The organism is Exiguobacterium sp. LL15 (assembly GCF_024436095.1).
In the GTDB taxonomy this organism is placed as follows: Bacteria; Bacillota; Bacilli; order Exiguobacteriales; family Exiguobacteriaceae; genus Exiguobacterium_A; species Exiguobacterium_A indicum.
In genome coordinates this window covers 796,162-822,134 of sequence record NZ_JANFNX010000001.1, presented here as the reverse complement: position 1 = coordinate 822,134, position 25,973 = coordinate 796,162, and the positions used below count along the sequence as shown (strand labels likewise).

General features: G+C 45.7%; 26 protein-coding genes. 6 read left to right on the top strand and 20 right to left on the bottom strand.

Translation table 11 applies throughout. The annotated features are described in order from the left end of the window. Positions 1-33: 33 nt before the first annotated feature. The 3 genes from NOM72_RS03990 to NOM72_RS03980 form a co-directional block, all read right to left on the bottom strand. A complete protein-coding gene (locus tag NOM72_RS03990) occupies positions 34-3,468 on the bottom strand; it encodes a pyruvate carboxylase (protein ID WP_223040601.1) in 3,435 nt (1,144 codons plus the stop codon). Continuing rightward, positions 3,461-4,732, bottom strand: a complete 1,272-nt coding sequence (locus tag NOM72_RS03985) for an FtsW/RodA/SpoVE family cell cycle protein (RefSeq protein WP_035396702.1) — start codon at positions 4,730-4,732, stop codon at positions 3,461-3,463. The genes NOM72_RS03990 and NOM72_RS03985 overlap by 8 nt, the downstream gene beginning before the upstream one ends. Before the next feature lie 70 nt (positions 4,733-4,802). After that, complete coding sequence (locus NOM72_RS03980; RefSeq protein WP_023468835.1) at positions 4,803-5,081, bottom strand: Fpa/YlaN family protein; 279 nt, start codon at positions 5,079-5,081, stop codon at positions 4,803-4,805. Positions 5,082-5,204: 123 nt separating this feature from the next. Here NOM72_RS03980 and NOM72_RS03975 point away from each other — a divergent pair, with 123 nt between their 5' ends. Continuing rightward, entirely contained in the window at positions 5,205-5,666 is a 462-nt protein-coding gene (locus NOM72_RS03975; protein WP_023468836.1) for a hypothetical protein, read from the top strand. Between the two features lie 39 nt (positions 5,667-5,705). Here the strand turns inward: NOM72_RS03975 and NOM72_RS03970 are convergent, their stop codons facing one another. Both NOM72_RS03970 and NOM72_RS03965 read right to left on the bottom strand, forming a co-directional pair. Beyond that, on the bottom strand, positions 5,706-7,022 hold the full coding sequence (locus NOM72_RS03970) for a PhoH family protein (protein WP_023468837.1): 1,317 nt from the start codon (positions 7,020-7,022) through the stop codon (positions 5,706-5,708). Positions 7,023-7,062: 40 nt separating this feature from the next. Next, positions 7,063-7,515, bottom strand: a complete 453-nt coding sequence (locus NOM72_RS03965) for a PNPOx family protein (RefSeq protein WP_023468838.1) — start codon at positions 7,513-7,515, stop codon at positions 7,063-7,065. Positions 7,516-7,632: 117 nt separating this feature from the next. Here NOM72_RS03965 and NOM72_RS03960 point away from each other — a divergent pair, with 117 nt between their 5' ends. Beyond that, positions 7,633-7,836 carry a YlaI family protein gene (locus NOM72_RS03960; protein WP_029342171.1) on the top strand — a complete coding sequence of 68 codons (204 nt, stop codon included), beginning with the start codon at positions 7,633-7,635 and terminating at the stop codon, positions 7,834-7,836. Between the two features lie 43 nt (positions 7,837-7,879). On the opposite strand, the gene NOM72_RS03955 is transcribed toward NOM72_RS03960, so the two are convergent. From NOM72_RS03955 to typA, 3 genes are all read right to left on the bottom strand, one after another. Further along, positions 7,880-8,977, bottom strand: a complete 1,098-nt coding sequence (locus NOM72_RS03955; protein ID WP_255997860.1) for a PQQ-dependent sugar dehydrogenase — start codon at positions 8,975-8,977, stop codon at positions 7,880-7,882. Between the two features lie 121 nt (positions 8,978-9,098). Continuing rightward, entirely contained in the window at positions 9,099-9,452 is a 354-nt protein-coding gene (locus tag NOM72_RS03950) for a YlaH-like family protein (protein WP_023468841.1), read from the bottom strand. A gap of 26 nt (positions 9,453-9,478) precedes the next feature. Next, complete coding sequence (typA, locus tag NOM72_RS03945; protein WP_023468842.1) at positions 9,479-11,326, bottom strand: translational GTPase TypA; 1,848 nt, start codon at positions 11,324-11,326, stop codon at positions 9,479-9,481. 185 nt (positions 11,327-11,511) lie between these two features. Here typA and NOM72_RS03940 point away from each other — a divergent pair, with 185 nt between their 5' ends. Next, a complete protein-coding gene (locus NOM72_RS03940; RefSeq protein ID WP_158581850.1) occupies positions 11,512-11,682 on the top strand; it encodes a DUF5325 family protein in 171 nt (56 codons plus the stop codon). 41 nt (positions 11,683-11,723) lie between these two features. Here the strand turns inward: NOM72_RS03940 and NOM72_RS03935 are convergent, their stop codons facing one another. The 3 genes from NOM72_RS03935 to NOM72_RS03925 form a co-directional block, all read right to left on the bottom strand. Then, the gene (locus NOM72_RS03935; protein WP_023468844.1) at positions 11,724-12,509 is read right to left on the bottom strand and encodes an inositol monophosphatase family protein; all 786 of its coding nucleotides are present in this window, start codon (positions 12,507-12,509) and stop codon (positions 11,724-11,726) included. A gap of 124 nt (positions 12,510-12,633) precedes the next feature. Further along, positions 12,634-12,822: a hypothetical protein gene (locus tag NOM72_RS03930; RefSeq protein ID WP_023468845.1), complete on the bottom strand. Its 189-nt coding sequence runs from the start codon at positions 12,820-12,822 to the stop codon at positions 12,634-12,636. 282 nt (positions 12,823-13,104) lie between these two features. Beyond that, complete coding sequence (locus NOM72_RS03925; protein ID WP_023468846.1) at positions 13,105-13,377, bottom strand: UPF0223 family protein; 273 nt, start codon at positions 13,375-13,377, stop codon at positions 13,105-13,107. Between the two features lie 132 nt (positions 13,378-13,509). Here NOM72_RS03925 and NOM72_RS03920 point away from each other — a divergent pair, with 132 nt between their 5' ends. Next, on the top strand, positions 13,510-14,997 hold the full coding sequence (locus tag NOM72_RS03920; protein ID WP_058713751.1) for an aminotransferase class I/II-fold pyridoxal phosphate-dependent enzyme: 1,488 nt from the start codon (positions 13,510-13,512) through the stop codon (positions 14,995-14,997). Positions 14,998-15,053: 56 nt separating this feature from the next. Here the strand turns inward: NOM72_RS03920 and NOM72_RS03915 are convergent, their stop codons facing one another. The 5 genes from NOM72_RS03915 to pdhA form a co-directional block, all read right to left on the bottom strand. Beyond that, positions 15,054-15,359: an SAV0927 family protein gene (locus NOM72_RS03915; RefSeq protein ID WP_023468848.1), complete on the bottom strand. Its 306-nt coding sequence runs from the start codon at positions 15,357-15,359 to the stop codon at positions 15,054-15,056. A 110-nt stretch (positions 15,360-15,469) separates the two neighbouring features. After that, positions 15,470-16,882 (bottom strand): dihydrolipoyl dehydrogenase, encoded by a 1,413-nt coding sequence (lpdA, locus tag NOM72_RS03910; protein ID WP_029342176.1) that lies wholly within the window; start codon positions 16,880-16,882, stop codon positions 15,470-15,472. 3 nt (positions 16,883-16,885) lie between these two features. Continuing rightward, positions 16,886-18,178 (bottom strand): dihydrolipoamide acetyltransferase family protein, encoded by a 1,293-nt coding sequence (locus tag NOM72_RS03905; protein ID WP_023468850.1) that lies wholly within the window; start codon positions 18,176-18,178, stop codon positions 16,886-16,888. 101 nt (positions 18,179-18,279) lie between these two features. Then, on the bottom strand, positions 18,280-19,257 hold the full coding sequence (locus NOM72_RS03900; protein ID WP_023468851.1) for an alpha-ketoacid dehydrogenase subunit beta: 978 nt from the start codon (positions 19,255-19,257) through the stop codon (positions 18,280-18,282). A 3-nt stretch (positions 19,258-19,260) separates the two neighbouring features. Continuing rightward, complete coding sequence (pdhA, locus tag NOM72_RS03895) at positions 19,261-20,343, bottom strand: pyruvate dehydrogenase (acetyl-transferring) E1 component subunit alpha (RefSeq protein ID WP_023468852.1); 1,083 nt, start codon at positions 20,341-20,343, stop codon at positions 19,261-19,263. Positions 20,344-20,720: 377 nt separating this feature from the next. Between pdhA and def the strand changes: the two genes are divergently transcribed. Continuing rightward, positions 20,721-21,260 carry a peptide deformylase gene (gene def, locus NOM72_RS03890; RefSeq protein WP_023468853.1) on the top strand — a complete coding sequence of 180 codons (540 nt, stop codon included), beginning with the start codon at positions 20,721-20,723 and terminating at the stop codon, positions 21,258-21,260. 45 nt (positions 21,261-21,305) lie between these two features. Here the strand turns inward: def and rnjA are convergent, their stop codons facing one another. Together rnjA and NOM72_RS03880 are read right to left on the bottom strand one after the other, a co-directional pair. Continuing rightward, a complete protein-coding gene (rnjA, locus tag NOM72_RS03885) occupies positions 21,306-22,973 on the bottom strand; it encodes a ribonuclease J1 (RefSeq protein WP_035406688.1) in 1,668 nt (555 codons plus the stop codon). Further along, positions 22,970-23,185: a DNA-dependent RNA polymerase subunit epsilon gene (locus tag NOM72_RS03880; RefSeq protein WP_023468855.1), complete on the bottom strand. Its 216-nt coding sequence runs from the start codon at positions 23,183-23,185 to the stop codon at positions 22,970-22,972. The genes rnjA and NOM72_RS03880 overlap by 4 nt, the downstream gene beginning before the upstream one ends. Positions 23,186-23,358: 173 nt before the next feature. On the opposite strand from NOM72_RS03880, the gene NOM72_RS03875 reads away from it, so the two are divergent. After that, positions 23,359-24,135: a Cof-type HAD-IIB family hydrolase gene (locus tag NOM72_RS03875; RefSeq protein WP_050677552.1), complete on the top strand. Its 777-nt coding sequence runs from the start codon at positions 23,359-23,361 to the stop codon at positions 24,133-24,135. A gap of 38 nt (positions 24,136-24,173) precedes the next feature. Here NOM72_RS03875 and NOM72_RS03870 read toward each other — a convergent pair whose 3' ends face one another. Both NOM72_RS03870 and NOM72_RS03865 read right to left on the bottom strand, forming a co-directional pair. Then, positions 24,174-24,842: a potassium channel family protein gene (locus NOM72_RS03870; protein WP_023468857.1), complete on the bottom strand. Its 669-nt coding sequence runs from the start codon at positions 24,840-24,842 to the stop codon at positions 24,174-24,176. A 104-nt stretch (positions 24,843-24,946) separates the two neighbouring features. Next, on the bottom strand, positions 24,947-25,969 hold the full coding sequence (locus NOM72_RS03865) for a cytochrome d ubiquinol oxidase subunit II (RefSeq protein WP_023468858.1): 1,023 nt from the start codon (positions 25,967-25,969) through the stop codon (positions 24,947-24,949). Between the last annotated feature and the right edge of the window lie 4 nt (positions 25,970-25,973).

The window sequence follows — 25,973 nt, the reverse complement described above, 5'->3', positions numbered from 1 at the left end:
CCGCCGAGCGTGCGCCTGTTTTTCGTTGTGACCTTATACGAATTCAATCAATAAGTCTTGACTCGCGATGGCTTCGCCTTCCTTGACGTGGACGGCTTTGATTTCACCGTCTTCCGGTGCTTGGATTGTCGTTTCCATCTTCATTGCTTCCGTGACGAGGAGTTGCTCTCCTTTACGGACACGTGTACCCGTCTCGACGAGTACCTTCAGCACGCTACCCGGCATTGAAGCACCGATTTGTTTCGCATTGCTTCGATCTGCTTTTGGACGACTTGATGAACTTTCCTTAATACTGATGTCTTTGACTTCGACTTCACGAGGAACACCGTTCATTTCATAATAGATCGTCCGCATACCATGATCGTCTGGCTGACCGATTTGAATCAACTTGAGGTAGAGTGTCTTGCCTCGTTCGATTTCAACCTCGATCGTCTCCCCTAGACGCATTCCATGGAAGAACGTATTCGTATCAAGAACAGAGATATCGCCATATCGCGCGACATACGAACTGTAGTCCATGAAGACTTTTGGATAGAGCGCGTAAGCGAGTGCATCAAATTCTGTAACGGGACGTTCAAGTTTTTCGAACAACTCATGTTTGATCGCATCAAAATTGAGTGGTTCCATCATCTTACCAGGACGTTCTGTCAGTGGGGCAGCTCCCTTGAGAATAGCCTGTTGAACGTCTTTCGGGAAACCATCCGGTGGTGTTCCGAGCTCCCCTTTCATCAGTTCGACGACTGAATCCGGGAAATCAAGTCCACTTGCACGGTGCAAGACATCTTCTTCCGTCAGATGATGTTGAACCATGAAGAGTGCCATGTCTCCGACGACTTTTGACGATGGTGTGACTTTGACGATATCGCCAAACAGCATATTGACACGCGCATACATTTCTTTGACTTCAGACCAACGATCCGCAAGTCCAACTGCTTTTGCTTGTTGCTGTAAGTTCGAATACTGTCCACCCGGCATCTCATGGTCGTAGACCGTTGGATTCGGTGCGATCATATCGAGTTCGAATGCTTGATACAGATGACGCACGTCCTGCCAATAATCCGAAATCTGTTCAAACTTCTGTGCTGATACGAGCGGTTGACGTGGATGACCACTTAAGGCATGAATCAAGCTACCACCCGCTGGCTGACTCGTCAGTCCCGACATGCTTGATGCGGCGACGTCTACGACGTCGACACCTGCATCGATCGCACGCGCATACGTATAAATCCCGTTCCCACTCGCATCGTGTGTGTGGAGATGGATCGGTAGCGATACCGCATCTTTAAGTGCTGATACGAGCGCATAGGCTGCTTCCGGTTTCAAGAGACCCGCCATATCCTTGATGGCAATGATATGAGCGCCGCTTTCTTCCAGTTGTTTCGCCAGATTGACGTAATACGGCAGGTGATATTTCGGTCGATTCGCATCGAATAGATCCCCTGTGTAACAGACAGCTGCTTCCGCGATTTTACCTGTCGGCAAGACCGCATCGATCGCAAGTTGGATCGACTCGGGGTTGTTCAAGCTATCGAAGATTCGGAAGACGTCTACTCCTGCCTGCGCCGCTTCCTTAACGAACGTATGGATGACGTTGTCCGGATAGTTTTTGTAACCGACGCCGTTCGCACCACGAAGCAACATTTGAATGAGGACATTTGGCATCTTTTCACGCAATTTCATCAGACGAACCCATGGATCCTCCGACAAGAATCGATAGGCAACATCAAATGTCGCGCCTCCCCATGCTTCGACAGAGAACAGTTCAGGTAACAGTTTTGCTTCCGCCTCTGCAATCGCAACGAGATCCTTCGTCCGCATCCGCGTCGCAAGGAGCGACTGATGGGCGTCACGGAATGTCGTATCTGTCAACAAAACGTTTTCCTGAGCTGCCAACCATTTTGCGACGGCTTCTGGACCTTCCGCATCGAGAATCGCTTTTGCACCTGGTGTATAGTCTGTCGGGAGATTTTTCGGAATCCGGACGTCACGTGCAAGCGGCTTGTCCAATTTTCCGATTCCCGGGAATCCATTGACGGAAACCTCTCCGATGTACGTCAAAAGTTTCGTTCCCCGGTCTTGACGTTTCGGGAAGATGAATAATTCTTGTGTATCATCAATGAATGATGTGTTGTAATCCCCGCTAACGAACGCATGGTGCTTCAAGACGTTACTCAAGAATGGAATATTTGTCTTGATCCCTCGGATTCGGAATTCACTTAAATTTCGACGCATCTTCGCGACGGCTTGGTCGTATGTCAAACCATGCGTCGAGATTTTAACAAGCAGCGAGTCATAATATGGTGAGATTTCCGCTCCAACATAAGCATTTCCACCATCGAGACGTACACCAAAACCACCTGGTGAACGATAGGCTTTAATTTTCCCTGTATCCGGCAAGAAGCCGTTTTCCGGATCTTCTGACGTGATTCGGCTTTGGATCGCAAAACCAAGCATCTTAATGTCTTCTTGTTGCGGAATACCAACGAGGTCGCTATGTAACGATTCGCCTTCAGCAACACGGATTTGTGTCTGGACGATATCAACGCCTGTGATCATCTCCGTAATCGTGTGCTCGACTTGGACACGTGGGTTGACCTCGATGAAGTAGAACGATTCATCTTGTGTCACGAGAAATTCGACCGTACCCGCATTTTCGTATCCGACATGTTTCATCAAAGTGACGGCTGCGTCACAAATCTTTTGTCGACCTTCGTCTGATAGCGTCACACACGGCGCCACTTCGACGACTTTTTGGTGACGACGCTGTACGGAACAATCACGTTCAAACAAATGAATGATGTTCCCATGGGCGTCACCGATGATTTGAACTTCGATATGTTTTGGTCGTTCAATTAATTTTTCGACGTAAATCTCATCCGAACCAAACGCTTTTAAGGCTTCAGATTTCGCACGTTCGATCATGTCTGGGAGCTCTTCTTCTGTCCGGACGACACGCATACCGCGTCCACCACCGCCAAGCGATGCTTTGACCATGAGTGGATAGCCTGCTTCTTTTGCGAACGCATATGCTTCATCAATGGATGAGATCGGACCATCCGTTCCTGGAATGACAGGAAGACCGGCCTCAATCGCTGTCGTTCGTGCCCGTACTTTATCCCCGAACTTATACAGATGCTCTTCTTGCGGTCCGATGAAGATGATTCCTTCTTCACGACAACGTTTGGCTAGCTCAATATTCTCAGAGAGGAATCCATAACCAGGATGGATTGCATCACATTCGGCTTTTTTCGCTGTTGCAATGATATCTTCAATATCGAGATAGGCTTCAATCGGTTTTTTCCCTTCTCCGATCCGGTACGCTTCATCGGCTTTATAGCGATGAAGAGAACCCATATCCTCTCGCGAATAAATGGCAACGGTACGAATACCGAGTTCTGTCGCTGCACGGAAAACGCGAATCGCGATCTCCCCGCGGTTTGCTACGAGAATCTTCTGGATTTTAGTCAACTGATGCTCCCCCTTTAGTTAATGAGCTTGTGGCACTCATCGAACGTGCAGTCCGCACTTCTTTCTGATAAGCCACTCGATATTTGTTTTGCATGGAAATGTTCGCCATTACACCAAGCATCGTACTCATGACGAGTAACGATGACCCACCGTAACTGATGAATGGCAAGGTGACGCCGGTTCCTGGAAAGAGACCAGACATCGCCGCGATATTGATACATGTCTGAATGAAGATAATACCTGAAATCCCAAGCGCAAGCATACTCGAATAAATAGAAACACACCGGTTAGCGATAATCGCCCCTTGAATCATCAAGTAGAACAGTAGACCAAGCACGACGAGGACACCGACGAATCCAAGTTCCTCCGAGATGATCGACATGATGTAGTCAGTTTCAGGTTCAGGCAAATAACCATACTTCTGAAAGCTATTCCCGAGACCTACTCCGAATAATCCCCCGTGTGCAATCGATATGACGGAGTTGATGAGCTGATATCCCTTACCTTCTGCGTCAAGGAAGGGATTCAAACTTGCCTGAATCCGTTGCATCTGATTATCCGAAAAGTTGTTCCAGGCATACATGAAGATGATTGGTACGGTGACGACACATAACATGATGTAACCACTCGGTAATCCAACTGCGAATAAAATCATCGCCGTGATGAGCAACAGAATGAACAATCCGCCGTCATCCGGTTGCATGCGAATGATGATTGCGTATGGTGCCAGTAACACAACCATCGGAATCAAAATCCAGTCCGAGAAACTAAGTAAAATTCTTCGGCCTGGAGACGTCGCTTTGATTTGACGATGGATGAAGTGGTGGACGATCCCAATCACGCCGTCCATCTTCCCTTTGTGCTTTTGATCAAAATAACTCGCAAGTCCGACGACGAGGACGAATTTACAGAGCTCAATCGGTTGAATCAAGAAGATACCGAAGTTCAGCCATGCACGAGCACCATTGAGTGGAGCCGAAAACAACGTTGCCATCAACATCAACCATGTAATCGCGTACAAGAGTAAGCGAATAACCGGTCCACGGAACACCTCATGATTTACTTGCGAAACGAAAAGGAACAAGGCGATCGCCATCGCATCAAACATCAACTGCTTCTCAAAGAAGGACGTATTCGCATAATCCCCACCGTTCCACACGCTCGCACTATAGACCATGACCGTACTGATCGCCATGAGGATGAGCATCGTAAAGAAGAGACCATAGTCAAAAAATGCTCGTTTTTCTTTAAACTTCGCTAACATATGTACACGTCCTTTTTTCATTTTCTAAAAAAAAATACCCAAACGCCGCATTTCACGTTTGAGTAGAAAATCAGCACGTCTCCGCATCATGTAAATCAGATAATTGCTGTTCAAGTGATTCGAGTAATTGTTTCCCCTCACCCGCATCAATCAGTTCAAGACGTACCGCAAAATCAATCTGACGGGATAATCCGAACATTTGTGTATCCAATACTTCCTCGTAAAGAGGACATTGTGGCATCGTTAAATTCGCAAGCTGGACCTCGATCAACCGGCGGATTTTTTGTGCATCCGCTTCTAGTAGCTCAAGAGCGCGCTGGCGATGAACTGTCTCGATTTCAGTTGACAATCCAATCCCTCCTCATCAAATGACGCGTTCCTGTTATAGCTAAACTTTACCTTACTTTCGCCAACAATTCAACGTTTCGGTATAATGGATTTGTTGGACTTACACATTTAGGGGGTAGAACAAATGATTTTTCCGATTAACGGTAAAGTACGGCATCAGTTGACGATTGATCCGACAGTCTGGATCTTTGATGAACGAAAGGTGGAAATCGAGAAAATCGGTCAACCAGCCGACACAAGTGAACAAGAAGCGTACTACGCGAAAATGGGGGCTGCGTGGGATAAAGGCATCATGGAAGGCAGTCGTACGGATCACAATCGTCCGATGACACGTGCTGAAAAAGAAGCCGCGCTTCAAGGGTCATTCGCCATGGCGCTTGCACCGTTCATCCGGAATGCCGAACTTTTACCAGATGCGATTGCCATTCGTTTTGAAGGCGAAGAAACGGTTGAACTTCCACTTGAGCAACTCGACGAAGTGTATCTGCAGTTCTCACAAGACGGCAAAGTATTAGCAGATGGACCCGTTCATCTGTTACACGGACAACGGATCGTCAAATCCGTTCATACGGTTACCGTCATATAAGGAAAACGTGGTGCGCCTGAATAGACGCACCACGTTTTTTCATAGTAAATCGGCTGCGAGGCGCGCCAAGTTCGAGCGCTCCCCTTTGACGAGTTTGACGTGTCCCGTCATCTTCTCATTTTTAAGTCGTTCTACGGCGTAGGATAAACCATTGGAATACTCATCTAGATACGGATGATCAATCTGTTGTGGATCCCCGACTAACACGATTTTCGAGTTTTCACCGACACGTGTCAAAATCGTCTTGACTTCATGTTTCGTCAAATTCTGCGCTTCATCGATGATGATGAATTGTCCCGGCATACTGCGTCCCCGGATATACGTTAAAGCTTCCAGTTGAATCGTCTTCATTCCGGCGAGAATGTTACCTAGTTCGTCTCCCGATCCCGTATTGAAAAGGTGTTCAAGGTTATCGTAGATGGGTTGCATCCACGGACGAAGCTTCTCTTCCATTTCACCCGGCAAGTAGCCGATATCGTTTCCCATCGGTACGACCGGACGAGCAACGACCAGTTTTTTATATTTATGCTCGTCTTCCACTTGCAGGAGACCCGCAGCGAGTGCAAGTAATGTTTTTCCGGTACCTGCCTTACCAACGAGTGTCACAAGTGGTACATCGTCACGTAATAATAACTCAAATGCCATCCGTTGTTGGACGTTTCGTGGAATGACGCCCCAGACTTGATCGACATCGATCGAAAGTGCCCGAATGATTGGCAGGTTCTGATCAACGACGGCGATGGCTGAAGCTTTCGACATGTTACTTTTTAAGATGACGAACTCATTCGGTTGCACTTTTTCTGGCAAGACATCCACCGAAAGCCGTTTGTCCTGATAGAAGGCATCAATATATTCCTGATCGACGGTCACTTCGATGAATCCTGTATAAAGACCGGTCAAATCAGCGATATGATCTGTCATATAATCTTCAGCGACTAATCCATACGCATCCGCTTTGACGCGGACTAAGATATCTTTTGAGACGAGAATGACATCTCGTGGGGTCGCTTCGGTTTGTTGTTCCTGATGAATCGACCACGCCAGTTCAATGATCTTATTATCGTTCGATTCATGCGTAAACGGCGAACCTTCATGAATGGAGTCCCCAATATCGACGCGAAGAATACCGCCATTTCCGAGTGGCACTCCCGCATGAAGCTGACCCGTTTCTCGTAATTGGTCTAAAATGCGAGCTGTTTCTCGTGCATTACGTCCAACCTCATCCATGTTGCGTTTTTTTCCATCTAGTTCTTCTAATACGATCGCTGGTATGACGACGTCGTGCTCCTGGAATTGGAAAAGAGAAAGTGGATCGTGAAGCATGACATTAGTATCAAGTACGTATATTTTTTTCATTCCATCGTTCGCCCCTTTAGAGTCGAGTTTGTGATGAATGTTACGCTTTTAGGATGCGATGAACGAGTTGATCCAACCGTTCAGCTGCCTGTTCATCGTATGTTTTTTCGATAGTTGGTCGTTGTGTGACCGCTGCTCCGTAAAACAAGATGTCACGTACCTCCTCAACGCGTCCCTCATAAAAAGCGAGTGGCAACGGAAGGTCTTCTTGCGGCGTAAACGCCTTGACGTCCGTACACGTTAAGCTGTACGTCGATTGATCTGCAAAAAAGATCAATGTGAAGACCGGATGTTCTCGTAATGTTTTAACGAGATGAGAATCTGCTTCGATTGTAAAACGAACCGTTTGCGAATCCGTCGCATGTACCCAACTGATTGCGTGTGTGATGGGCCAATGTTTGGATTGATCATGCGTAATCAAAAAAACAAGTGGTAATTGCGATAGTGCTTCTAGTTGATCTGAGTTGAGCTGTTGTTCAACTTTATTTGCCATGACATCACCCCCTCTACGACTTAGTGATGATATTTCGAGATATACTTCTCGTTTCCCTTTTTTACATCTGAATAATCTTCTAATATGATATACTAAGAAAAAAAGGGAGGACCTGGCATGCGAGTGAAATGTACGATTTGCGATAAGCGTGAAACGATTGATGATTGGTCCTTCACGGCGAAGCGATTACGCAATAAACCTGTTCGTGTCCACATTTGTGATGAATGTCGATCACGCGTAGAAGAACGGACACTTGAACGCCACGCTTCTGGGCAATTCCATCTATACCCGACTTGGGAAACGAAACGAAAACACTGGTAAACAAAAGGTCTGCGGGGAAATTCCCTGACAGACCTTTTATTGTTCATCGATTGATACGAACGAGTCGATCATCATCTGCCGATGGATTCCCTCTTCCGTCCGTATTATTTGTAATATAGTAAATCGATGTCTCGTCAATCCAGACATCTCGAATCCGACCTTGATTTTCGACGATTGTCTTGACTTGCTTCGTCTCTAGATCGATGGTTTGTAATCGTTGTCCGACAAGTGTTGCAAAATAAAGTGTATTCTCTGCCGTTGCAACTCCACTTGGTGCTACAGATTGTTCTCCTACTTCGTACCACGGCGTCACCAGTCCATCTGCTTGTTCTTTCCCTTCAATCGTCGGCCATCCATAATTCTTTTGCTCGATTCGGTTGATTTCATCATGCCCACTTTGCCCATGTTCACTTGCATACAGTTGATCATCGACGAAAACAAGTCCTTGTGGATTCCGATGACCGAGACTGTAGACATATCCTTTTTGATTCCCCTCGAACGGTTTCCCTTCAGATGTGATGCGTAAAATCTTTCCTGCCAATGAATCAATGTCTTGCGCTAGTTCGGGATTTGCTGCGTCTCCTGCTGTGATGTAGAGTGCGCCCTCAGGTCCCCACTCCAGTCGTCCCCCGTTATGAATCGTCGCTCCGGGAATATCATCGAGTAAGACACGTTCTTCCGTCCACTGATCACCCTCTTCTTTTATCGCAATGACGCGATTCGTCGCTTGTCCTTGTTTGGCGTACGTATGGTAGACGTATGCTGTCTGATTGTCCTTAAAATCAGGATCAAGTACCATCCCAAGCAATCCACCTTCTCCTTCAGCGAGGACATCCTCTTTCAGCTGAAGGCGCATCCGTTCATAATCATCTTTTTCTCCTTTGACAATCGTTCCTTCTCGTTCCGTGATGTAAAATACCTCTCCTTTTCGGACAATATTCCACGGAGCGTTTAGTTCTTTAAATACGACACCTTCTTGTGCTTGAGATGATTGCGTCGCTTCTTGATCACCTGAATCCTGTTGATTGTTTTCTTGTGTCGTCTGATTCGTTTCCTCTGTTGACGATTCTTCTGACGTTTGTGTACAACCCATCAGAATACCCGCTAACAGGAGGGGTGATATGACATACTTGATCTTCAATGTTTTCTCCCCCTTTTAGTATTCTAGTTCCCGCTACGCTTTAAATCATGCATCTGAATTGGCTCAAAAAAAGAACGAACCTCCGAAGAGATTCGTTCTTTTGATTCATGACACGCTTCCGTCAAGAAGCTGTCCGTTCACGTTCACGCTTGACCATCCACATCCGGAAGCGATAAATACCAAGTACGAAGACCATCGCAAGGAGTACTTCAGGAATCGGCCATGTCCAGAAGACAAGCGTCAATGCTGCCGAGAAGACGGCGAGCAAGAGATAGACGATCAGTGATTTCCACCATGCTAGTTCCTTAGCAAATCCTAACTTAAAGACGACAAGCGTCAAGATGACGACGGTGATCATTAAAGGATAAAATCCCGCTTCGATATTATTCGGATCACTTCCGATACCGAGAAGTTTCGCGATGAACGGAATATCGTATTTCGAGAAATCAGAAGCAACGGCAGCTTGTGCATTCATTGCCAGTCCCCCTATTCGTTCAAGACTTAATCTTTACCTAGACGACGACGTTTTTCTTGCTTTTCACGTTCGTTCTTGTTCAAGACTTGTTTACGGAGACGAACCGATTGTGGTGTGATTTCACAGTACTCATCTTCGTTCAAGAATGTCAACGACTCTTCAAGTGAGAAGACACGTGGACGTTTAAGAACGTTCGTTGAGTCTTTTGCAGATGCACGCATGTTCGTTAATTGTTTTGCTTTAACGACGTTGACAGCGAGATCGACATCACGGTTACATTCGCCGATGATCATACCTTCGTATACTTCAATACCAGGCTCGATGAAGATCGTTCCGCGGTCTTCAAGAGCTGAGATCGCGTAAGCAGTTGCTTTACCTGTTTCGATTGAGACCATAACACCACTACGACGTCCACCGATATCCGCTTGGATGAACGGACGGTATTCTTCGAATGTGTGGTTCATGATTCCGTATCCGCGTGTAGCAGAAAGGAATTCGTTACGGTAACCGATCAAACCACGTGAAGGAACGATGAATTCCATTTTTGTTTGACCGTTGTCCATTGTTTGCATGTTCGTCAATTCACCTTTGCGGAGACCGATCGATTCCATGACAGAACCTGTGTACTCTTCTGGTGTATCGATGACGACGCGTTCGAATGGCTCGACTTTGACGCCTTCTTCTTCTTTGATGATTACTTGCGGTTTCGATACTTGAATTTCGTATCCTTCACGGCGCATGTTTTCGATCAAGATCCCGAGGTGAAGTTCCCCACGACCAGAAACGATCCAGCGGTCCGGTGAATCTGTGTTTTCGATGCGAAGTGAAACGTCTGTTTCGAGTTCTTTTTCAAGACGCTCTTCGATTTTACGTGAAGTAACGAGATCCCCTTCACGACCAGCGAATGGCGAGTTGTTGACGATGAATGTCATTTGAAGCGTTGGCTCATCGATACGTAATAATGGGAGTGGATCAACGTGTGAAGTTGGGCAAACCGTCTCACCGACGTTGATATCTTCCATACCAGCGATCGCGATCAAATCTCCAGCTTTTGCTGTTTCGATTTCGACACGTTTTAGACCGAAGTAACCGAACAACTTCGTAACACGGAAGTTCTTCGTTGAACCATCAAGTTTTGAAAGCGAAACGCTATCGCCAACTTTGATTTCTCCACGGAAGACACGACCGACACCGATCCGTCCGAGGTAGTTATCATAGTCAAGCATCGTCACTTGGAACTGAAGTGGCTCCATTGTGTTATCGACAGGTGCTGGTGTGTGCTCAAGAATTAAATCAAGAACGTTTGTGATTGTATCTTCTTGTTTCTCTAATTCAGGTTCAAACGAACTTGAGCCGTTGACTGCCGATGCATAAACGACTGGGAATTCGAGTTGATCTTCGTCAGCTCCGAGGTCGATCAAGAGATCCACGACTTCGTCGACGACTTCAAGAGGACGGACCATCGGTTTGTCAATTTTGTTGACGACGACGATTGGTTGAAGTCCTTGCTCGAGTGCTTTTTTCAAAACGAAACGTGTTTGTGGCATACAGCCTTCACGTGCATCGACAACGAGGATAACGCCATCAACCATACGCATGATCCGCTCAACTTCTCCACCGAAATCGGCGTGTCCTGGCGTATCAACGATGTTGATGCGTGTGTTCTTGTAATCAATTGCAGTGTTTTTCGCAAGAATCGTGATTCCACGTTCCCGCTCGATGTCATTTGAGTCCATTGCGCGTTCTTCGACTTGTTCGTTCGTACGGAACGTACCAGACTGTTTTAAAAGCTCATCGACTAATGTTGTTTTACCATGGTCAACGTGGGCGATGATCGCAACGTTGCGTAAATCATTTCGTACTAATGTTGTCATAGGTGTGTACCTCTTTCTATTCATTTAAATAAATCTTATCATACTTTCGGTCAACTTTAAGAGTATAGCACAGGTAGAGTCCTAATTGGCAATGACTAAGATTCGACATCAGTCCGAAAGCCTTTTCATTATCCTTTATTCACGCTACACTGTTAACGTACTCACGGATAGAGGGGGAAAAGAACATGCGCCTGCTATTTTTATTACTCGCCATGCTTGCCGTAGGATCCATGGCAGCCATCGGCATCTTCATCGCGGAACAAAACGTCCCGATGACGATCGCCTCTGTCATCTTGATGATTGTTACGATGGGTGCTGGGTTCGTCTTAAAAGCACGTTTACGAAAACAAGCATGAGCAAAAAGGTTCCTTTCGTTCAAGACGAAAGAAACCTTTTTTCAATCCTCTTGTGTTTGTACGAATGTCAACACATCTTCAACGAACGTCTGGCTCCCTGCTAGCACACTCGTTTGTTCGAGAAATGACATCGATTCACCTGTGATCGTTCCGACACGCCCACCGACCTCTTCAATCAACAACTGACCGGCTGCGTAATCCCAAGGCATATTACGCATTGTGATATACCCGTCAACACGCCCTGCAGCTGTCCATGCGAGTTCGAGTGATGCTGCACCGATTGCTCGTACACCTACCGCGTGTCGTACGAGTGGCGCAAGACGATCCGTATTGATTCGACGATTTGGTGTCACCCAGGTCGCGTTCATACAGATGATTGCTTCTTTAACACTCCGCTCCTCGATTTGTGGTAATCGTATGCCGTTTTGATAAGCACCATGCCCTTTGATGACATGGAACAACTCGTCCGCCATGACATCGTAGACGAATCCATAACGTAACTCACCATCTATCATGATCGCAATCGAGATGGCAAACATTCGTTTTTGACGGATAAAGTTCATCGTTCCATCAATCGGATCAACGAACCAGATCGTGCCTTCGAGTGTATCGGGTCGAGCGATTCGCCCTTCTTCCCCATAAATATGATGATTCGGATAGCGATCTAAAATACCTTGAATCAATAAATCCTCGACGGCTTGATCAATCTCTGTCACTAAATCGCTTTTTCCGGTTTTTTGTTCGACGTGATACGAACCATCAATTTTTTCGCGAATGTACTTTCCCGCTCGTTTGATCAAATCTATCGCATCCAACTCAATCTGCATTTGAGTTCACTCCTTCATCGTTGTTTCCAGCTTCTTCTATAGTAACAAAAAAAGAAAACCAGCGAACAGTTCGCTGGTTGAAGAGTTGATATTTTATTATAAGGTAGAGATTGGAACGTTGAAATCAAGCTTCAAGACGTACCATCTCTTGACGATATTTTTCGAGGCGCTCTTTACTTGCGCCAACAGCTTCTGCGTCACTTGCCACCATCGCATCGTGTAATGTAGCAAGCTCATAATCGATTTCGAGACGCAATACAGGAATGCGTTTTTCTGCATCTTTTCTCTTGTATGCTTCTATCACTTGTTTCACAGTAACCACACTCCTTCGCGGGATAAACAGAGGTTTAATTTGTCAGACAATTGCGACTTATTAGTGGATTGAATCTATAATAGTACGATTCAACTTAGATGTAAAGCATCTAATTTTAAAAAATACAGTTTCACATATTTGTAAGGCCAACGTCTTGTATGTAGTATATAGCCGCTTCCTTTCCACTTTAAACAAATGTTGATCATTTCCCGCACATTTCCAGTCGGATTAAAAGATAAGACTCCTACGCGATCGCATAGGAGTCTTATCTTCATGATCCAATTATTTCTTCATACGAACAATCGGTTCTTCCTGACGTTTCGCTTGTTGCATCGTCCGATAACTCGAGCAACCGGTCTCTTCCATATAAAACTGATCCCACTGTTTTTCCTCGGATTTCGAGGTGACGATTTGCTTGAATTCACGATACGCTTCGAGCAACCGTTGTCGTTCAACACCTGTCTCATACGCTTGCTCGACTAAATTAAAGAAGTCGATGACTTTCACGATTTCTTCAGTCGACCAATCGGAATTGAGCGGATAATTCAATGCCATCATTCCCACTTCCTTTCTGCACTTTTCTATTTTACACGGAAAAGAAGCATAAAACAGTTGCAACCGTCCGAAAACTTGTTATAGTTAGCTTGTTTGATTGTATTTTTATTCGGTTTTAAGGGGGGAAATCTGGTGCAAACAAAAAGCTTAACACAGCTCGATACACCTTTATTCGATGCGCTACTCGCGCATGCGAAACGTCAACCAATTCAATTTCATATTCCCGGTCATAAAAATGGTCAGGGAATGGATCCAGCCTTTCGATCGTTCATCGGTCAGAATGCGCTCGATATCGATTTAATCAATATCGCTCCCCTTGATGATCTCCATCATCCAAAGGCAATCATTAAGGAAGCTCATCAATTGGCAGCTCAAGCCTTCCACGCCGACGAAACGTTCTTTTCCGTACAAGGAACTTCAACGGCCATCATGGCGATGATCATGAGTGTCGTCGGACCTGATGATAAAATTCTCGTTCCTCGGAACGTGCATAAATCGGTGATGTCAGCTATCGTTCTTTCTGGTGCGCATCCGATTTTCATTCACCCTGAATTCGATGAGACATTCGGAATCGCGCACGGCATCACACCAAGCGCGGTAGAACGTGCCCTTGCACTTCATCCCGATACAAAAGCCGTTCTCGTCATCAACCCGACCTATTTTGGCGTTGCTGGTGACTTAGAAAGCATCGTCAAGCTTTCCCATAGTAAAGGTATTCCGGTACTCGTCGACGAAGCACACGGCGTCCATATCGCCTTCCACGAAGATATGCCGCTGTCAGCGATGCAAGCAGGAGCTGATCTTGCCGCAACCAGCGTGCATAAACTCGGTGGCTCACTTACAGGAAGCTCTGTCCTGAACGTTCGTCGCGGACTTGTCTCTCCAGATAAAGTTCAAGCAGTGCTCTCGATGTTGACGACGACATCGACATCTTACCTGTTGCTCGCTTCTCTTGACTGCGCTCGGCGTCATCTTGCGATCAACGGTGAAGCGATGAATCGTCGGGCACTTGAACTTGCGACACGGATGCGCTTTGGATTAGCGAAGCTTCCTTATCTCGCTGTTTTCGGTGAATCCGATCTTCATTCGAGTGCGACGTTCGCCTTTGATCCAACGAAAGTGCTTGTTTCCGTCAAAGGGCTTGGCATTTCTGGTCACCTCGTCGAAGAGTTCTTACGTGAAGAACATCGGATCGAAGTTGAACTTTCTGATTTGAACAACATTCTCGTCATCATCACGTCTGGCGACTCAGAAGAGACGATTGATGCCTTTTTACATGCGATGTCATTACTTGTCGCACGTTATCAAAATAATGCCGCCGAGACGACTGATCATTCGATTGTTCTTCCAGACATCCCAGCGCTCGCTCTCAGTCCTCGTGATGCATTCTATGAAGAGACAGAGACGATTCCGTTGGTCGATGCGGTCGGGCGGATTTCGGCTGAATTCATGATGGTATATCCACCTGGTATTCCTATCTTCATCCCAGGCGAAATGATCACGGCAGACAACCTTGCCTATATTAAAGAAAACATCGAAGCCGGTCTTCCGGTTCAAGGTCTTGAAGATCATTCGCTTGAGACGATCAAAGTCATTCAACAATCGAATGCGATTCGGTGAAGACAAGATAAAGCAGTAATCCTTAGTTAATGAGGATTACTGCTTTTTTTGTCATTTCATTCTGCGTACTCATCGTTTGGTGAACAAGGAATGAATGCTGCGAGTGCTTCACCGATTACTTCGACATCCTCTCGTTCAATCGCAAATGTACGAATTAAGACATCTCCATTCAACACATCCTGTTGATCGAGTAACGCTGACTGACCACCGGTTAAACTGACGACAAGTACTTTCCCGAAGAATTGTCCCGTACAGACGACAGCAAAATCATAGCGGGCGAGTGCAGTCGTCCAGCCGACAAAACGAACCTTATCCATTTCCGATACGTAATACAGCTCCTCTAAGGTAGTCACGGATTCCATGTGCGTCCACCCTCTCCGATTTTTACTTTTTCTTTTCCTTTTTTGTATCAAGACCAAACAAAAAAACACCTCATACACGGTCGGCTCCCCGTGTATGAGGTGTTTCGAAATTATTTAATGATGTGGATTGGGCTACCGATTGCAACTTCAGCAGTTTCCATTGCGATTTCACCGAGTGATGGGTGCGCGTGGATTGTGAGTGCGATATCTTCAGCTGTCATACCAGACTCGATTGCGAGTCCCATTTCAGCGATCATATCAGATGCGCCTGTACCAGCGATTTGCGCGCCGATCAAGAGACCATCTGATTTACGAGTGATCATTTTCAAGAAGCCGTCTGGCTCGTTGAGTGCAAGTGCACGACCATTCGCAGCGTAAGGGAATTTAGACGCGATGTAGTCGAGTCCTTCTTCTTTCGCTTGTGCTTCCGTGTAACCGACAGTAGCGAGTTCTGGGTCTGTGAAGACGACCGCTGGAATCGCGCTGTAGTCGAGGTATGCAGGGTGTCCTGCAGCTGCTTCAGCAGCAATTTTAGCTTCGAATGAAGCTTTGTGTGCAAGTGGTGGTCCTGGAACGATATCACCGATTGCGTAGATGTTTTCGTTTGAAGTACGGCACTGATCGTCGATTTCGACAAGACCACGGTCGCTGACTTTGACTTCTGCCATTTCAAGACCAAGATCACCAGTGTTCGGACGGCGACCGACAGTGACGAGGACGTAGTCCGCTTCAACTGTTTGTGCTTCACCGTTGACTTCGAATGTTACTTTAACGCCATCTTCCGACTCTTCCACACTTTGAGCAAGTGCTTCGTTGTGGATTGTGATGTTACCTTTTTGTTTGAGCTTTTTCTTAACGACTTGCGTCATAGCAGGCTCGAAACCAGAAAGGATGTCTTTTGTTCCTTCAAGAATGACGACTTCTGTATCGAAGTTCGCATACGCTGTACCAAGCTCCATCCCGATATATCCACCACCGATGACGATGAGTTTTTTCGGGATTTCAGGAAGGTTCAATGCGCCTGTTGAAGAAAGAACGCGTTTTGACCATTTGAAAGCTGGAAGTTCGATTGGAGTCGAACCTGTCGCGATGATACATTTCTTGAATTTGTAAGGAGTCGAAGAATCTTCGTTGATGATACGGACTGTATCTTCTGATTGGAAGTAAGCTTCCCCAACGACAGTCTCGACTTTGTTCCCTTTAAGAAGACCACTAACGCCGCCAGTCAATTTGTTGACGACAGATTGTTTCCAAGATTGAACTTTCGAGAAATCGACAGTTGCATTCTCAGAAGTGATCCCCATATCGCTTGAACCTTTAGCATGCTGGAAGTTATGACCTGCAGTGATCAAGGCTTTTGATGGGATACATCCAACGTTTAAGCAAACACCACCGACGTTTTCACGTTCAACGATTGTTACTTTCATACCGAGTTGCGCGCCGCGGATTGCAGCAACGTAACCACCAGGGCCAGCCCCTATTACGAGTAAATCTGTTTCTTGTGCGAATTCACCTACTACCATTGCTTATCCCTCCATGATGAGAAGTTGTGGGTCGTTCAATAGGCGTTTAACTAAGTTAAGCGCGTTTTGTGCAGTTGCACCATCGATGAGACGGTGGTCGAAGCTGAATGAAAGTGCAAGAACTGGTGCAGCAACGATTTCGCCGTTTTTAACGACTGCTTTTTCAGCGATACGGCCGATACCGAGGATTGCAACTTCTGGGTGGTTGATGACTGGTGTGAACCACTGACCGCCAGCAGAACCGATGTTAGTGATCGTGATTGATCCGCCTTTCATCTCTTCGCCAGAAAGTTTACCTTCGCGTGCTTTACCAGCAAGGTCGTTGATGTCGTCAGCGAGTGAGAAGATCGATTTACGATCTGCATCTTTAACGACTGGTACGACAAGACCGTTGTCTGTATCTGCAGCGATACCGATGTTGAAGTAGTTTTTGTAGACGATTTCTTCGTTTACATCGTCGATTGATGCGTTGATTGCTGGGTATTTTTTAGCAGCAGCAGTCAATGCTTTTACGACGAACGGAAGGTAAGTCAATTTCGTACCTTGAGCAGCCGCAACTTCTTTGAAGTTTTTACGGAGTGCTACGAGGTTCGTAACATCGACTTCGTCCATGAGTGTTACGTGTGGAGCTGTATGTTTCGAGTTAACCATTGCTTTCGAAATCGCTTTACGGATTCCTTTGATTTTCTCGCGTGTTTCAAGTTCAGGTTGAGCAGCAACGTATGGCTTAACTTCTGTTTTTGGTGCAGAAGCAGCTGCAGCTGGTGCTTTTTCTTCTGTTGCTGGTGCTTCAGAAGTTTGACCACCGTTTGCGAATGCATCGATGTCTTCTTTGACGACACGACCGTTGTCTCCAGAACCTTGGACTTCACGGATGTCGACACCTTTTTCACGTGCATATTTACGGACAGATGGCATCGCGATGACGCGTTCTGATTTATGGATTTGAACCTCGTTTGGTTTGTCTTCCACTTTTTGATCCGTATCTTGAACGTCTTTCGCGTTGTCTTCAGCTTTTGGTTGCTCTGCTTCTTCAGAAGGAGCAGAACCTTCGCCTTCGACTTCGAAAGTGATGAGGACGTCGCCAACGACAGCTACGACACCTTCGTCAACTTTAACTTCTTTAACAGTACCATCAACTGGTGATGGGATTTCAACGACTGCTTTATCGTTTTGTACTTCAAGAAGAACGTCGTCTTCCTTGACAGTGTCGCCCGCTTTTACGAACCACTTTACGATTTCACCTTCATGAATACCCTCACCGATATCCGGCAATTTGAATTCAAATAAACCCATTTGAATATGCCTCCTTTTAGTTCACTCTTCTAGTCGATTGTTATCTGTAAAAACGGAAGCAAGGAGAGAATGGACCCCTCTCCTTATTTTCCGAAATGCTCTTAGAAATTGTAGACAGTTTTGACTTTCTCAACGATATCTTTGTGATCTGGGATCCAGACGTCTTCACCTTGTGCGAATGGGAAGATTGTATCTGGAGCAGCAACACGAAGAATTGGCGCTTCGAGGTCAAGGATTGCACGTTCTTGGATTTCAGTTGCAACCATTGCAGCGATACCCGCTTGTTTTTGTGCTTCTTGAACGACGACGACACGGTTTGTTTTCTTGACAGAAGCAAGAATCGTATCGATATCGATTGGGCTGATTGTCATCAAGTCGATGATTTCGACGCTGATGTTTTCTTTTTCGAGCTCTTCCGCTGCTTTAAGTGAAGCGTGTACCATCGCACCGTAAGTGACGATTGTTACATCTGTACCTTCACGTTTTACATCAGCTTTTCCGAGTTCGATCGTGTAATCGCCCTCTGGCACTTCACCGCGGAATGAACGGTAGAGTTTCATGTGCTCGAGGAATACGACTGGGTCGTTGTCGCGGATTGACGCGATCAAAAGACCTTTTGCATCGTAAGGTGTTGAAGGAATGACAACTTTAAGTCCTGGTGACTGAGCCATGAGTCCTTCGAGGTTATCTGCGTGAAGTTCCGGTGTTTTAACACCGCCACCGAATGGTGAACGGATTGTAACAGGTGCACTGTATGTGCCGCCTGAACGGTAACGGAGACGCGCAAGTTGTGCTGCGACTGAATCGAATACTTCGAATACGAATCCGAAGAATTGGATTTCCATGATTGGACGGAATCCTGTCAGACTGAATCCGACAGCAAGACCACCAATACCTGATTCTGCAAGTGGTGTATCGAAGACGCGGTCTTCGCCGAGCTCATCTTGAAGACCTTCTGTCGCACGGAATACCCCACCGTTTTTACCGACGTCTTCACCGAACAAGAGAACTTGTTCGTCGCGTTTCATCTCGACGCGCATTGCGTCAGTGATCGCTTGGATCATCGTCATTTGTGCCATGGGTTATTTCGACTCCTTTGCTGTATACTCATCAAGCTGCTCTTGCAGGTTTTGTGGAAGCTTCTCAGCCATCACGTTGATGAAATCTGTAACTTTTTGTTTTGGTTCTTTGTCAGCTTGTGCAAGTGCTTCCTTAACGTCAGCTTTAGCTTGCTCGATGACTTCGTTCTCTTTATCTTCGTTCCAAAGACCTTTTGCTTCCATGAAAGCACGGAAACGGACGAGTGGATCTTGTGCTTGATACTCATCATCCATGTCTTTTGTACGGTAACGTGTTGGATCATCACCAGCGAGTGTGTGTGGTCCGTAACGGTAAGTCAATGTTTCGATCAATGTCGGAACACCGTTGAGTGCTTCAACACGCGCTTGTTTCGTAGCTGCGTATACAGCAAGAACGTCCATACCGTCGACTTGGATACCATTGATACCAGCAGCGACAGCTTTTTGAGCGATTGTTTTCGCCATAGATTGTTTTTCGACAGGTGTCGAGATTGCGAAACGGTTGTTTTGAACGACGAAGATTGCAGGTGCTTTGAAAGCTCCAGCGAAGTTCATACCTTCATAGAAGTCCCCTTGTGAAGAACCACCATCACCTGTGTAAGTGATTGCGACTTGTTCTTTACCGCTTTTCTTAAGACCGAGAGCAACACCAGCCGCTTGAACGATCTGCGCACCGATGATGATTTGTGGCATTAAGACGTTAACACCTTCAGGAATCTTACCACCTGTGATGTGACCGCGTGAGAACAAGAATGCTTTGTAAAGTGGGAAGCCATGGAAGACCATTTGTGGAATATCACGGTATCCAGGAAGAATCCAGTCATCTTTATCCAAAGCGAATTGCGTACCAATCATTGACGCTTCTTGTCCAGCTACTGGAGCGTAGAAACCAAGGCGTCCTTGACGGTTAAGTGAGATTGCACGTTGGTCCCAGATACGTGTGTATACGAGACGGCGCATTAATTCCGTAAGCTCTTCATCCGAGAGGTCTGGCATAGCGTCTTTATTGACGACTTCACCTTTCTCGTCAAGAATGCGGAACGTTTCAAAGTTTTCTTCCACGTTTTTAAACATGTTTACGTTCATCTTTTCACCTCATCCTTTCACTGCGTTCAGCGAAATATTCCTCTGACTGATTTGCCCACATGACAATAGTGTCCAAAAAACGAAGTCCCGTGTGACTATCCTTTGAACATGTGTCTGTGTACCTATTCAGTTGAGTAAACTGTATTATCATGAATCGACACGTTATAGTGTCTTGTTCATTACGTTACAAGTATAAATCTGTAACACCTTAAAATCAAAGGAAATGTTTTATTTTTTTCGTGCTTCACATTGTGAATTCAATCACAAAACTAGAATATTCCATCTTCTGTATCATTCGATATTTTCCTACTGTGTTAGTTGTCATCATTCCCCACTTTCCTATGCTATACTTTTTGTAGACGAAAGGAGTGTTGTTCATGATCACCATGAATGAAATCGTACGCGAAGACGTTCCTGCTCTTCACGAACGGTCAGTAGAAGTGACCTTCCCTCTCAGCGATGAGGATAAGGAAACGATGCGACTCATGCGCGAGTTCCTCGCCAACAGTCAAGATGATGAAATTGCGAAGAAATACGATTTACGAAGCGGCATTGGACTTGCAGCACCACAAATCGGTGTCAACAAGCGCATGTTCGCGATCCGCTTACCAGATGGTGATGATTTGCTGGAATTTGGTATCTATAATCCAAAAATCATCAGTCATTCCGTCGAGCAGACGTATTTAACGGGCGGCGAAGGATGTCTGTCCGTCGACCGTGAAGTCGAAGGACATGTACCGCGCTATATGCGTATTACCCTAACTGGCATCGATCATAACGGAAATCCTGTAAAATTACGTTTAAAAGGGATGAAAGCAATCGTCTGCCAGCATGAATACGATCATCTAGATGGCGTCATGTTTTATGATCGGATTGATAAAAAAGAACCGTTCAAGGAATACGGTCCTGCCACGTAATACAAAAATCCTCGTTTCCGTTTTCGGAGACGAGGATTTTTTGAATCAGACTTCCATGATGATCGGCATGACCATTGGATGACGTTGTGTTTTTTCTGTTAAATACGGTGTGAGCGTATCATTGATGACTTGTTTGATGTCCGTCCATTTCGTATTACGGTTCGCAAGCGATTGATCAAGTGAACGCTTGAGAAGACGTTCAGCATCTTTAATCAAATTACCCGACTCACGCATGTAGACGAAACCACGCGAGATGATGTCCGGTCCAGAGACGAGACGATTCGTCTTCGAGTCAAGCGTCACGACGACGACGACGAGTCCCTCTTCTGAGAGAATACGGCGATCGCGTAAAACGATGTTTCCGATGTCTCCAATTCCTTTCCCGTCGACATAAACCGCATTCGCTTGAATCTTTCCAGTGATAGCGGCTGCATTCGCATCTAATGCCAGTACTTCACCGTTATCCATGACGAAACAGTTCTCTTCCGGTACGCCAGCATCCATCGCAAGCGACATATGCTTCTTCAGCATCCGGTATTCCCCGTGAATCGGCATGAAGTATTTCGGATTCAATAGACGTAACATGAGCAACTGCTCTTGTTGACTACCGTGACCTGATGTATGGATATCATTTAGTTTACCGTACATGACATCTGCGCCAGCTTTGTACAGCTGATTGATCGTCTTTCCGACAGAAACGACGTTTCCTGGGATTGGTGACGAAGAGAAGATGACGAGATCATCCGGAATGATCGAGATTTGACGATGTGTTCCGTTTGCGATACGGCTAAGTGCAGCCATTGGTTCTCCTTGTGAACCCGTACAAAGGATAGTCAACTCATTTGATTTATAACGTTTCATCTCGTTCGGCTCGATGATCGTACCCTTCGGCGCTTTGATGAAATCAAGTTCTTGACCAATCATCATGACCTTGTCCATGCTACGTCCGAAGACGACGATTTTCCGTCCTGCTTCTACAGAAGCATTGACGACTTGTTGCAGACGATAGATGTTCGACGCAAACGTCGCGAAGATGATCCGTCCTTCCGCTTTACGGAAGATGTCTGAGATCGTTTCACCGACTACGCGTTCACTCATCGTAAACCCTTCTACTTCCGCATTCGTTGAGTCCGATAGAAGACACAATACGCCTTCTTTACCGAGTTCAGCCATTTTCGCTAGATCAGCCGGCTCTCCGACTGGCGTGAAATCGAACTTGAAGTCCCCTGTATGCACGATGTTCCCTTGTGGTGTTTTGACGACGACACCGAACGAATTCGGAATCGAGTGCGTCGTACGGAAGAACGAAATGCTTGTTTTGCGGAACTTGATGATCGAATCCTCATCGATTTCATGAAGTTCTGCATTACGAAGCAAGCCATGTTCTTCTAATTTTACTTTGATAAGTCCCATGGCGATTTTACCTGCATAGATTGGTAAATTGACTTGCTTAAGCAAGAAAGGTAATCCACCGATGTGATCCTCGTGACCGTGTGTGATGAAGACGCCTTTGACCTTATCCTTGTTCTTGATCAAGTACGTGTAATCTGGAATCACATAGTCGATTCCAAGTAATTCATCTTCTGGGAACATGACACCCGCGTCAATGACGATGATCTCATCTTGGAATTGAACGACATACGTGTTCTTCCCGATTTCCCCGAGTCCACCGAGTGCGAAAACGGCGGCCTGATGGTTTTTGACGAACTTCATTCGAACGTCGCAACCTTGAAATCAGGATGTTGTTGTTCGTATGTCAAAAATTCTCCGCTGACTTCGCGGATGAACTCGATGTTGATATCTTTGAGGTGGTCAATCGTTGATCGCACGTCACGAATGCTTTCCCCTTCTACATACATTGTTTCTGTCCGTTCACGAACAGGTGCTTCCGAACGAAGCGGTTGGTAAAATACTTTAAAAATCATGCCTAGCAACTCCTTATCAGTACATTGTTTTTTGTCCTTAGTACAGTATACACGATACATGGACTATTTTTCATCCTTATTCGGCATGTTCCCTTCCGGCAACACGCTTTTGGTTATGCTATACTTTCTCATGAAAAGGTCATTTCGACCAAATAAAAAGAGAAGGTGAAACCATGGCAAATCAGAAAGTCGTCTTTTTCGATATCGACGGAACCTTATTGCATGATGGTCATTTTGTTCCGGAATCAACAAAACAGGCAATTCGTAAGCTTCAAGAAAACGGTGTATATGTAGCGCTCGCAACCGGACGTGGACCTGCGATGTTGTCTGGAATCCGTGAATTGCTCAACATCGATACGATCATCGGTTACAACGGACAAATCGTCGTTCATCAAAATGAAATCATCTACAAACGTCCGCAACCGAAGACGGATTTGACACAGTTGACACAACAAGCACGTGAAAACGGACATACACTTGTCTATCTCGGTGAAACAAAAGGCTTCACGACGAAATCGAATGACGTTCATGTCGTTGATTCACTCGGAGAGCTTGACATGCCGTTACCGGTTCACGATGAAGAAGCATTTTTATCGCATGATGTTTTCCAAACACTCGTCTACTGCACAGCTGAAGAAGAGAGCGATTATGTTAAACGCTATGACGCATTTGATTTCATTCGTTGGCACCCACATGCAATGGATGTCATCAATGTCGGTTCCTCGAAAGCAGAAGGGATCAAACAATTCCTGAAATTGACGAATATTCGCCGCGAAGATACCTTTGCATTTGGTGATGCTTTAAACGATCTAGAGATGCTTCGCTACGTCGGAACGGGTATTGCAATGGGCAACGGACTTCCAGAAACGAAAGCTGCCGCTGACTATGTCACGAAACCCATCCTTGAGGACGGTATCGCACACGGATTAAAAGAATTCCAACTCATTTAATTAAGTAAATATAAAGCTGAGGCACGCCTCAGCTTTTTTTAGTTCTTCACTTTATGAATCGCACGCTCTAGACGGTCGAGATCCTCATTTTCACCAATGACGACGAGATAGTCCCCTTTTTCAATCATTTCATCAGCTTGTAAAGAAATCAGAACGTTTTCTCCACGTTTAATGGCGACGACGTTCGCTCCGTATTTGCTCCGTAGATCAAGGTCAATCAATGTTTGTTTTGCCATCCGATCACTGACTTTAATTTCAACGATCGAAAATTCTTGAGATAAATCGAGATAGTCAAGAATATTTGAACTCATTAAACCATTTGCAATCCGGACTCCCATATCCCGTTCGGGGTGAACGATGAAATCTGCTCCGATTTTTCGTAATACTTTTTCGTGGTAATCGTTCGTCGCTTTGACAGTAATCGATTGTACCCCAAGCTCTTTTAAGATCAATGTCGTCAAGATGGATGCTTGAATATTTTCCCCGATCGCAACGATGACATGATCGAAGTTTCGGATTCCTAGACTCTTTAAGACGTTCTCATCCGTCGTATCCGCGATGACGGAATGCGTCGCAATTCCCATGAATTCATTGACGCGCTCCTCGTCGGAGTCAATCGCTAAGACATCATAGCCATTTTTCGATAATTCACGGACAATCGAGCCACCAAAGCGCCCTAGTCCAATTACTGCAAACTCTCCATTCATTTTCACAACTCTCCTTCACAATCGCTCTTCCTTAGTAGTGTACCTGATTCAATTTAAAATTACTATAAACGCCCCTGCGATTCGCAGAGGCGTTTATTCATCCATTATTTTGAGGATTTCCCACGTACATAATCGTTATCGAACAAGAAGAGTCGTAAAATCAAGTACAACGCCGGAATCAAGAGTAAGAGTCCGAAGATGAAGACAACGACGAGTGCGGAAGCCATTGTTTCGTTAACGACCGCTTTGTTGATATCGATATATGGATACAAGATATATGGTAAGTGCGTATAACCGTAACCGAACCATGCCACTCCATACTGTAGCATGACCGCGACGAAAGCAATTCCGTAATTCTTCTTCATGTAGACGAGTGTCACCGCAACGAGGAAGAAGATGAAACTAGCAGCGAACCACCACCAGTTCCCGTTTAAGATGTTCTCATAGTGCCATGCCGCTTGATTTTTCAATCCAAAGAAGACGAGTGCACAGACTAGAATCGTCGGACCACTCCAGAAGAGCGCCCACTTACGAATCAATGGCGTAGCCCCTTCATCCTTCGCTTTATCTGCATAGAACAAGAGGAACATCGCACTGATATAGAGGACGGATACGATAGCGAGTGCTACGACCGACCAAGAGTAAAAGTTCGTAAATAATTTTGTTCCTAAAAACTCAACCGTTTCATTCGTTTTACGAATGAATCCACCTTGACTGATCGTCAATGTCGTTGACATCGCCGCCGGAATCAATAGACCAGTTGCTCCATATAAGAACGTATAGAACATGCTGTCATTTGATCCATAATTGGCGAATGCATAGAAACTACCACGAATCGCAATCAATACGAGAACGATCGAGGCTGGCACGAGTAGTGCCGTACCGAAATAGTAAGCGGTATCCGGGAAGAACCCGACTAATCCGACGAAGAAGAATACGAAGAAGACATTCGTTACCTCCCACACTGGTGAGAGATAACGAAGAATCAATCGATTCGTTAAATGATCCCGCTTCGTATATTTTGAATAAAAGGCGTAAAATCCAGCACCGAAGTCAATTGAGGCAACGATGAGATATCCGTACAGGAAAGTCCAAAGGACCGTAATTCCTAGTGTTTGAACGTCCAAATCG

Bases quoted from the DNA above. Each gene is read 5' to 3' on its own strand.
- NOM72_RS03985 (WP_035396702.1), bottom strand. From the start codon at position 4,732: ATGTTAGCGAAGTTTAAAGAAAAACGAGCATTTTTTGACTATGGTCTC.
- NOM72_RS03975 (WP_023468836.1), top strand. From the start codon at position 5,205: ATGATTTTTCCGATTAACGGTAAAGTACGGCATCAGTTGACGATTGAT.
- NOM72_RS03970 (WP_023468837.1), bottom strand. From the start codon at position 7,022: ATGAAAAAAATATACGTACTTGATACTAATGTCATGCTTCACGATCCA.
- NOM72_RS03965 (WP_023468838.1), bottom strand. From the start codon at position 7,515: ATGGCAAATAAAGTTGAACAACAGCTCAACTCAGATCAACTAGAAGCA.
- NOM72_RS03960 (WP_029342171.1), top strand. From the start codon at position 7,633: ATGCGAGTGAAATGTACGATTTGCGATAAGCGTGAAACGATTGATGAT.
- NOM72_RS03950 (WP_023468841.1), bottom strand. From the start codon at position 9,452: ATGAATGCACAAGCTGCCGTTGCTTCTGATTTCTCGAAATACGATATT.
- typA (WP_023468842.1), bottom strand. From the start codon at position 11,326: ATGACAACATTAGTACGAAATGATTTACGCAACGTTGCGATCATCGCC.
- NOM72_RS03940 (WP_158581850.1), top strand. From the start codon at position 11,512: ATGCGCCTGCTATTTTTATTACTCGCCATGCTTGCCGTAGGATCCATG.
- NOM72_RS03935 (WP_023468844.1), bottom strand. From the start codon at position 12,509: ATGCAGATTGAGTTGGATGCGATAGATTTGATCAAACGAGCGGGAAAG.
- NOM72_RS03925 (WP_023468846.1), bottom strand. From the start codon at position 13,377: ATGGCATTGAATTATCCGCTCAATTCCGATTGGTCGACTGAAGAAATC.
- NOM72_RS03915 (WP_023468848.1), bottom strand. From the start codon at position 15,359: ATGGAATCCGTGACTACCTTAGAGGAGCTGTATTACGTATCGGAAATG.
- lpdA (WP_029342176.1), bottom strand. From the start codon at position 16,882: ATGGTAGTAGGTGAATTCGCACAAGAAACAGATTTACTCGTAATAGGG.
- NOM72_RS03905 (WP_023468850.1), bottom strand. From the start codon at position 18,178: ATGGGTTTATTTGAATTCAAATTGCCGGATATCGGTGAGGGTATTCAT.
- NOM72_RS03900 (WP_023468851.1), bottom strand. From the start codon at position 19,257: ATGGCACAAATGACGATGATCCAAGCGATCACTGACGCAATGCGCGTC.
- pdhA (WP_023468852.1), bottom strand. From the start codon at position 20,343: ATGAACGTAAACATGTTTAAAAACGTGGAAGAAAACTTTGAAACGTTC.
- def (WP_023468853.1), top strand. From the start codon at position 20,721: ATGATCACCATGAATGAAATCGTACGCGAAGACGTTCCTGCTCTTCAC.
- rnjA (WP_035406688.1), bottom strand. From the start codon at position 22,973: ATGAAGTTCGTCAAAAACCATCAGGCCGCCGTTTTCGCACTCGGTGGA.
- NOM72_RS03880 (WP_023468855.1), bottom strand. From the start codon at position 23,185: ATGATTTTTAAAGTATTTTACCAACCGCTTCGTTCGGAAGCACCTGTT.
- NOM72_RS03875 (WP_050677552.1), top strand. From the start codon at position 23,359: ATGGCAAATCAGAAAGTCGTCTTTTTCGATATCGACGGAACCTTATTG.
- NOM72_RS03870 (WP_023468857.1), bottom strand. From the start codon at position 24,842: ATGAATGGAGAGTTTGCAGTAATTGGACTAGGGCGCTTTGGTGGCTCG.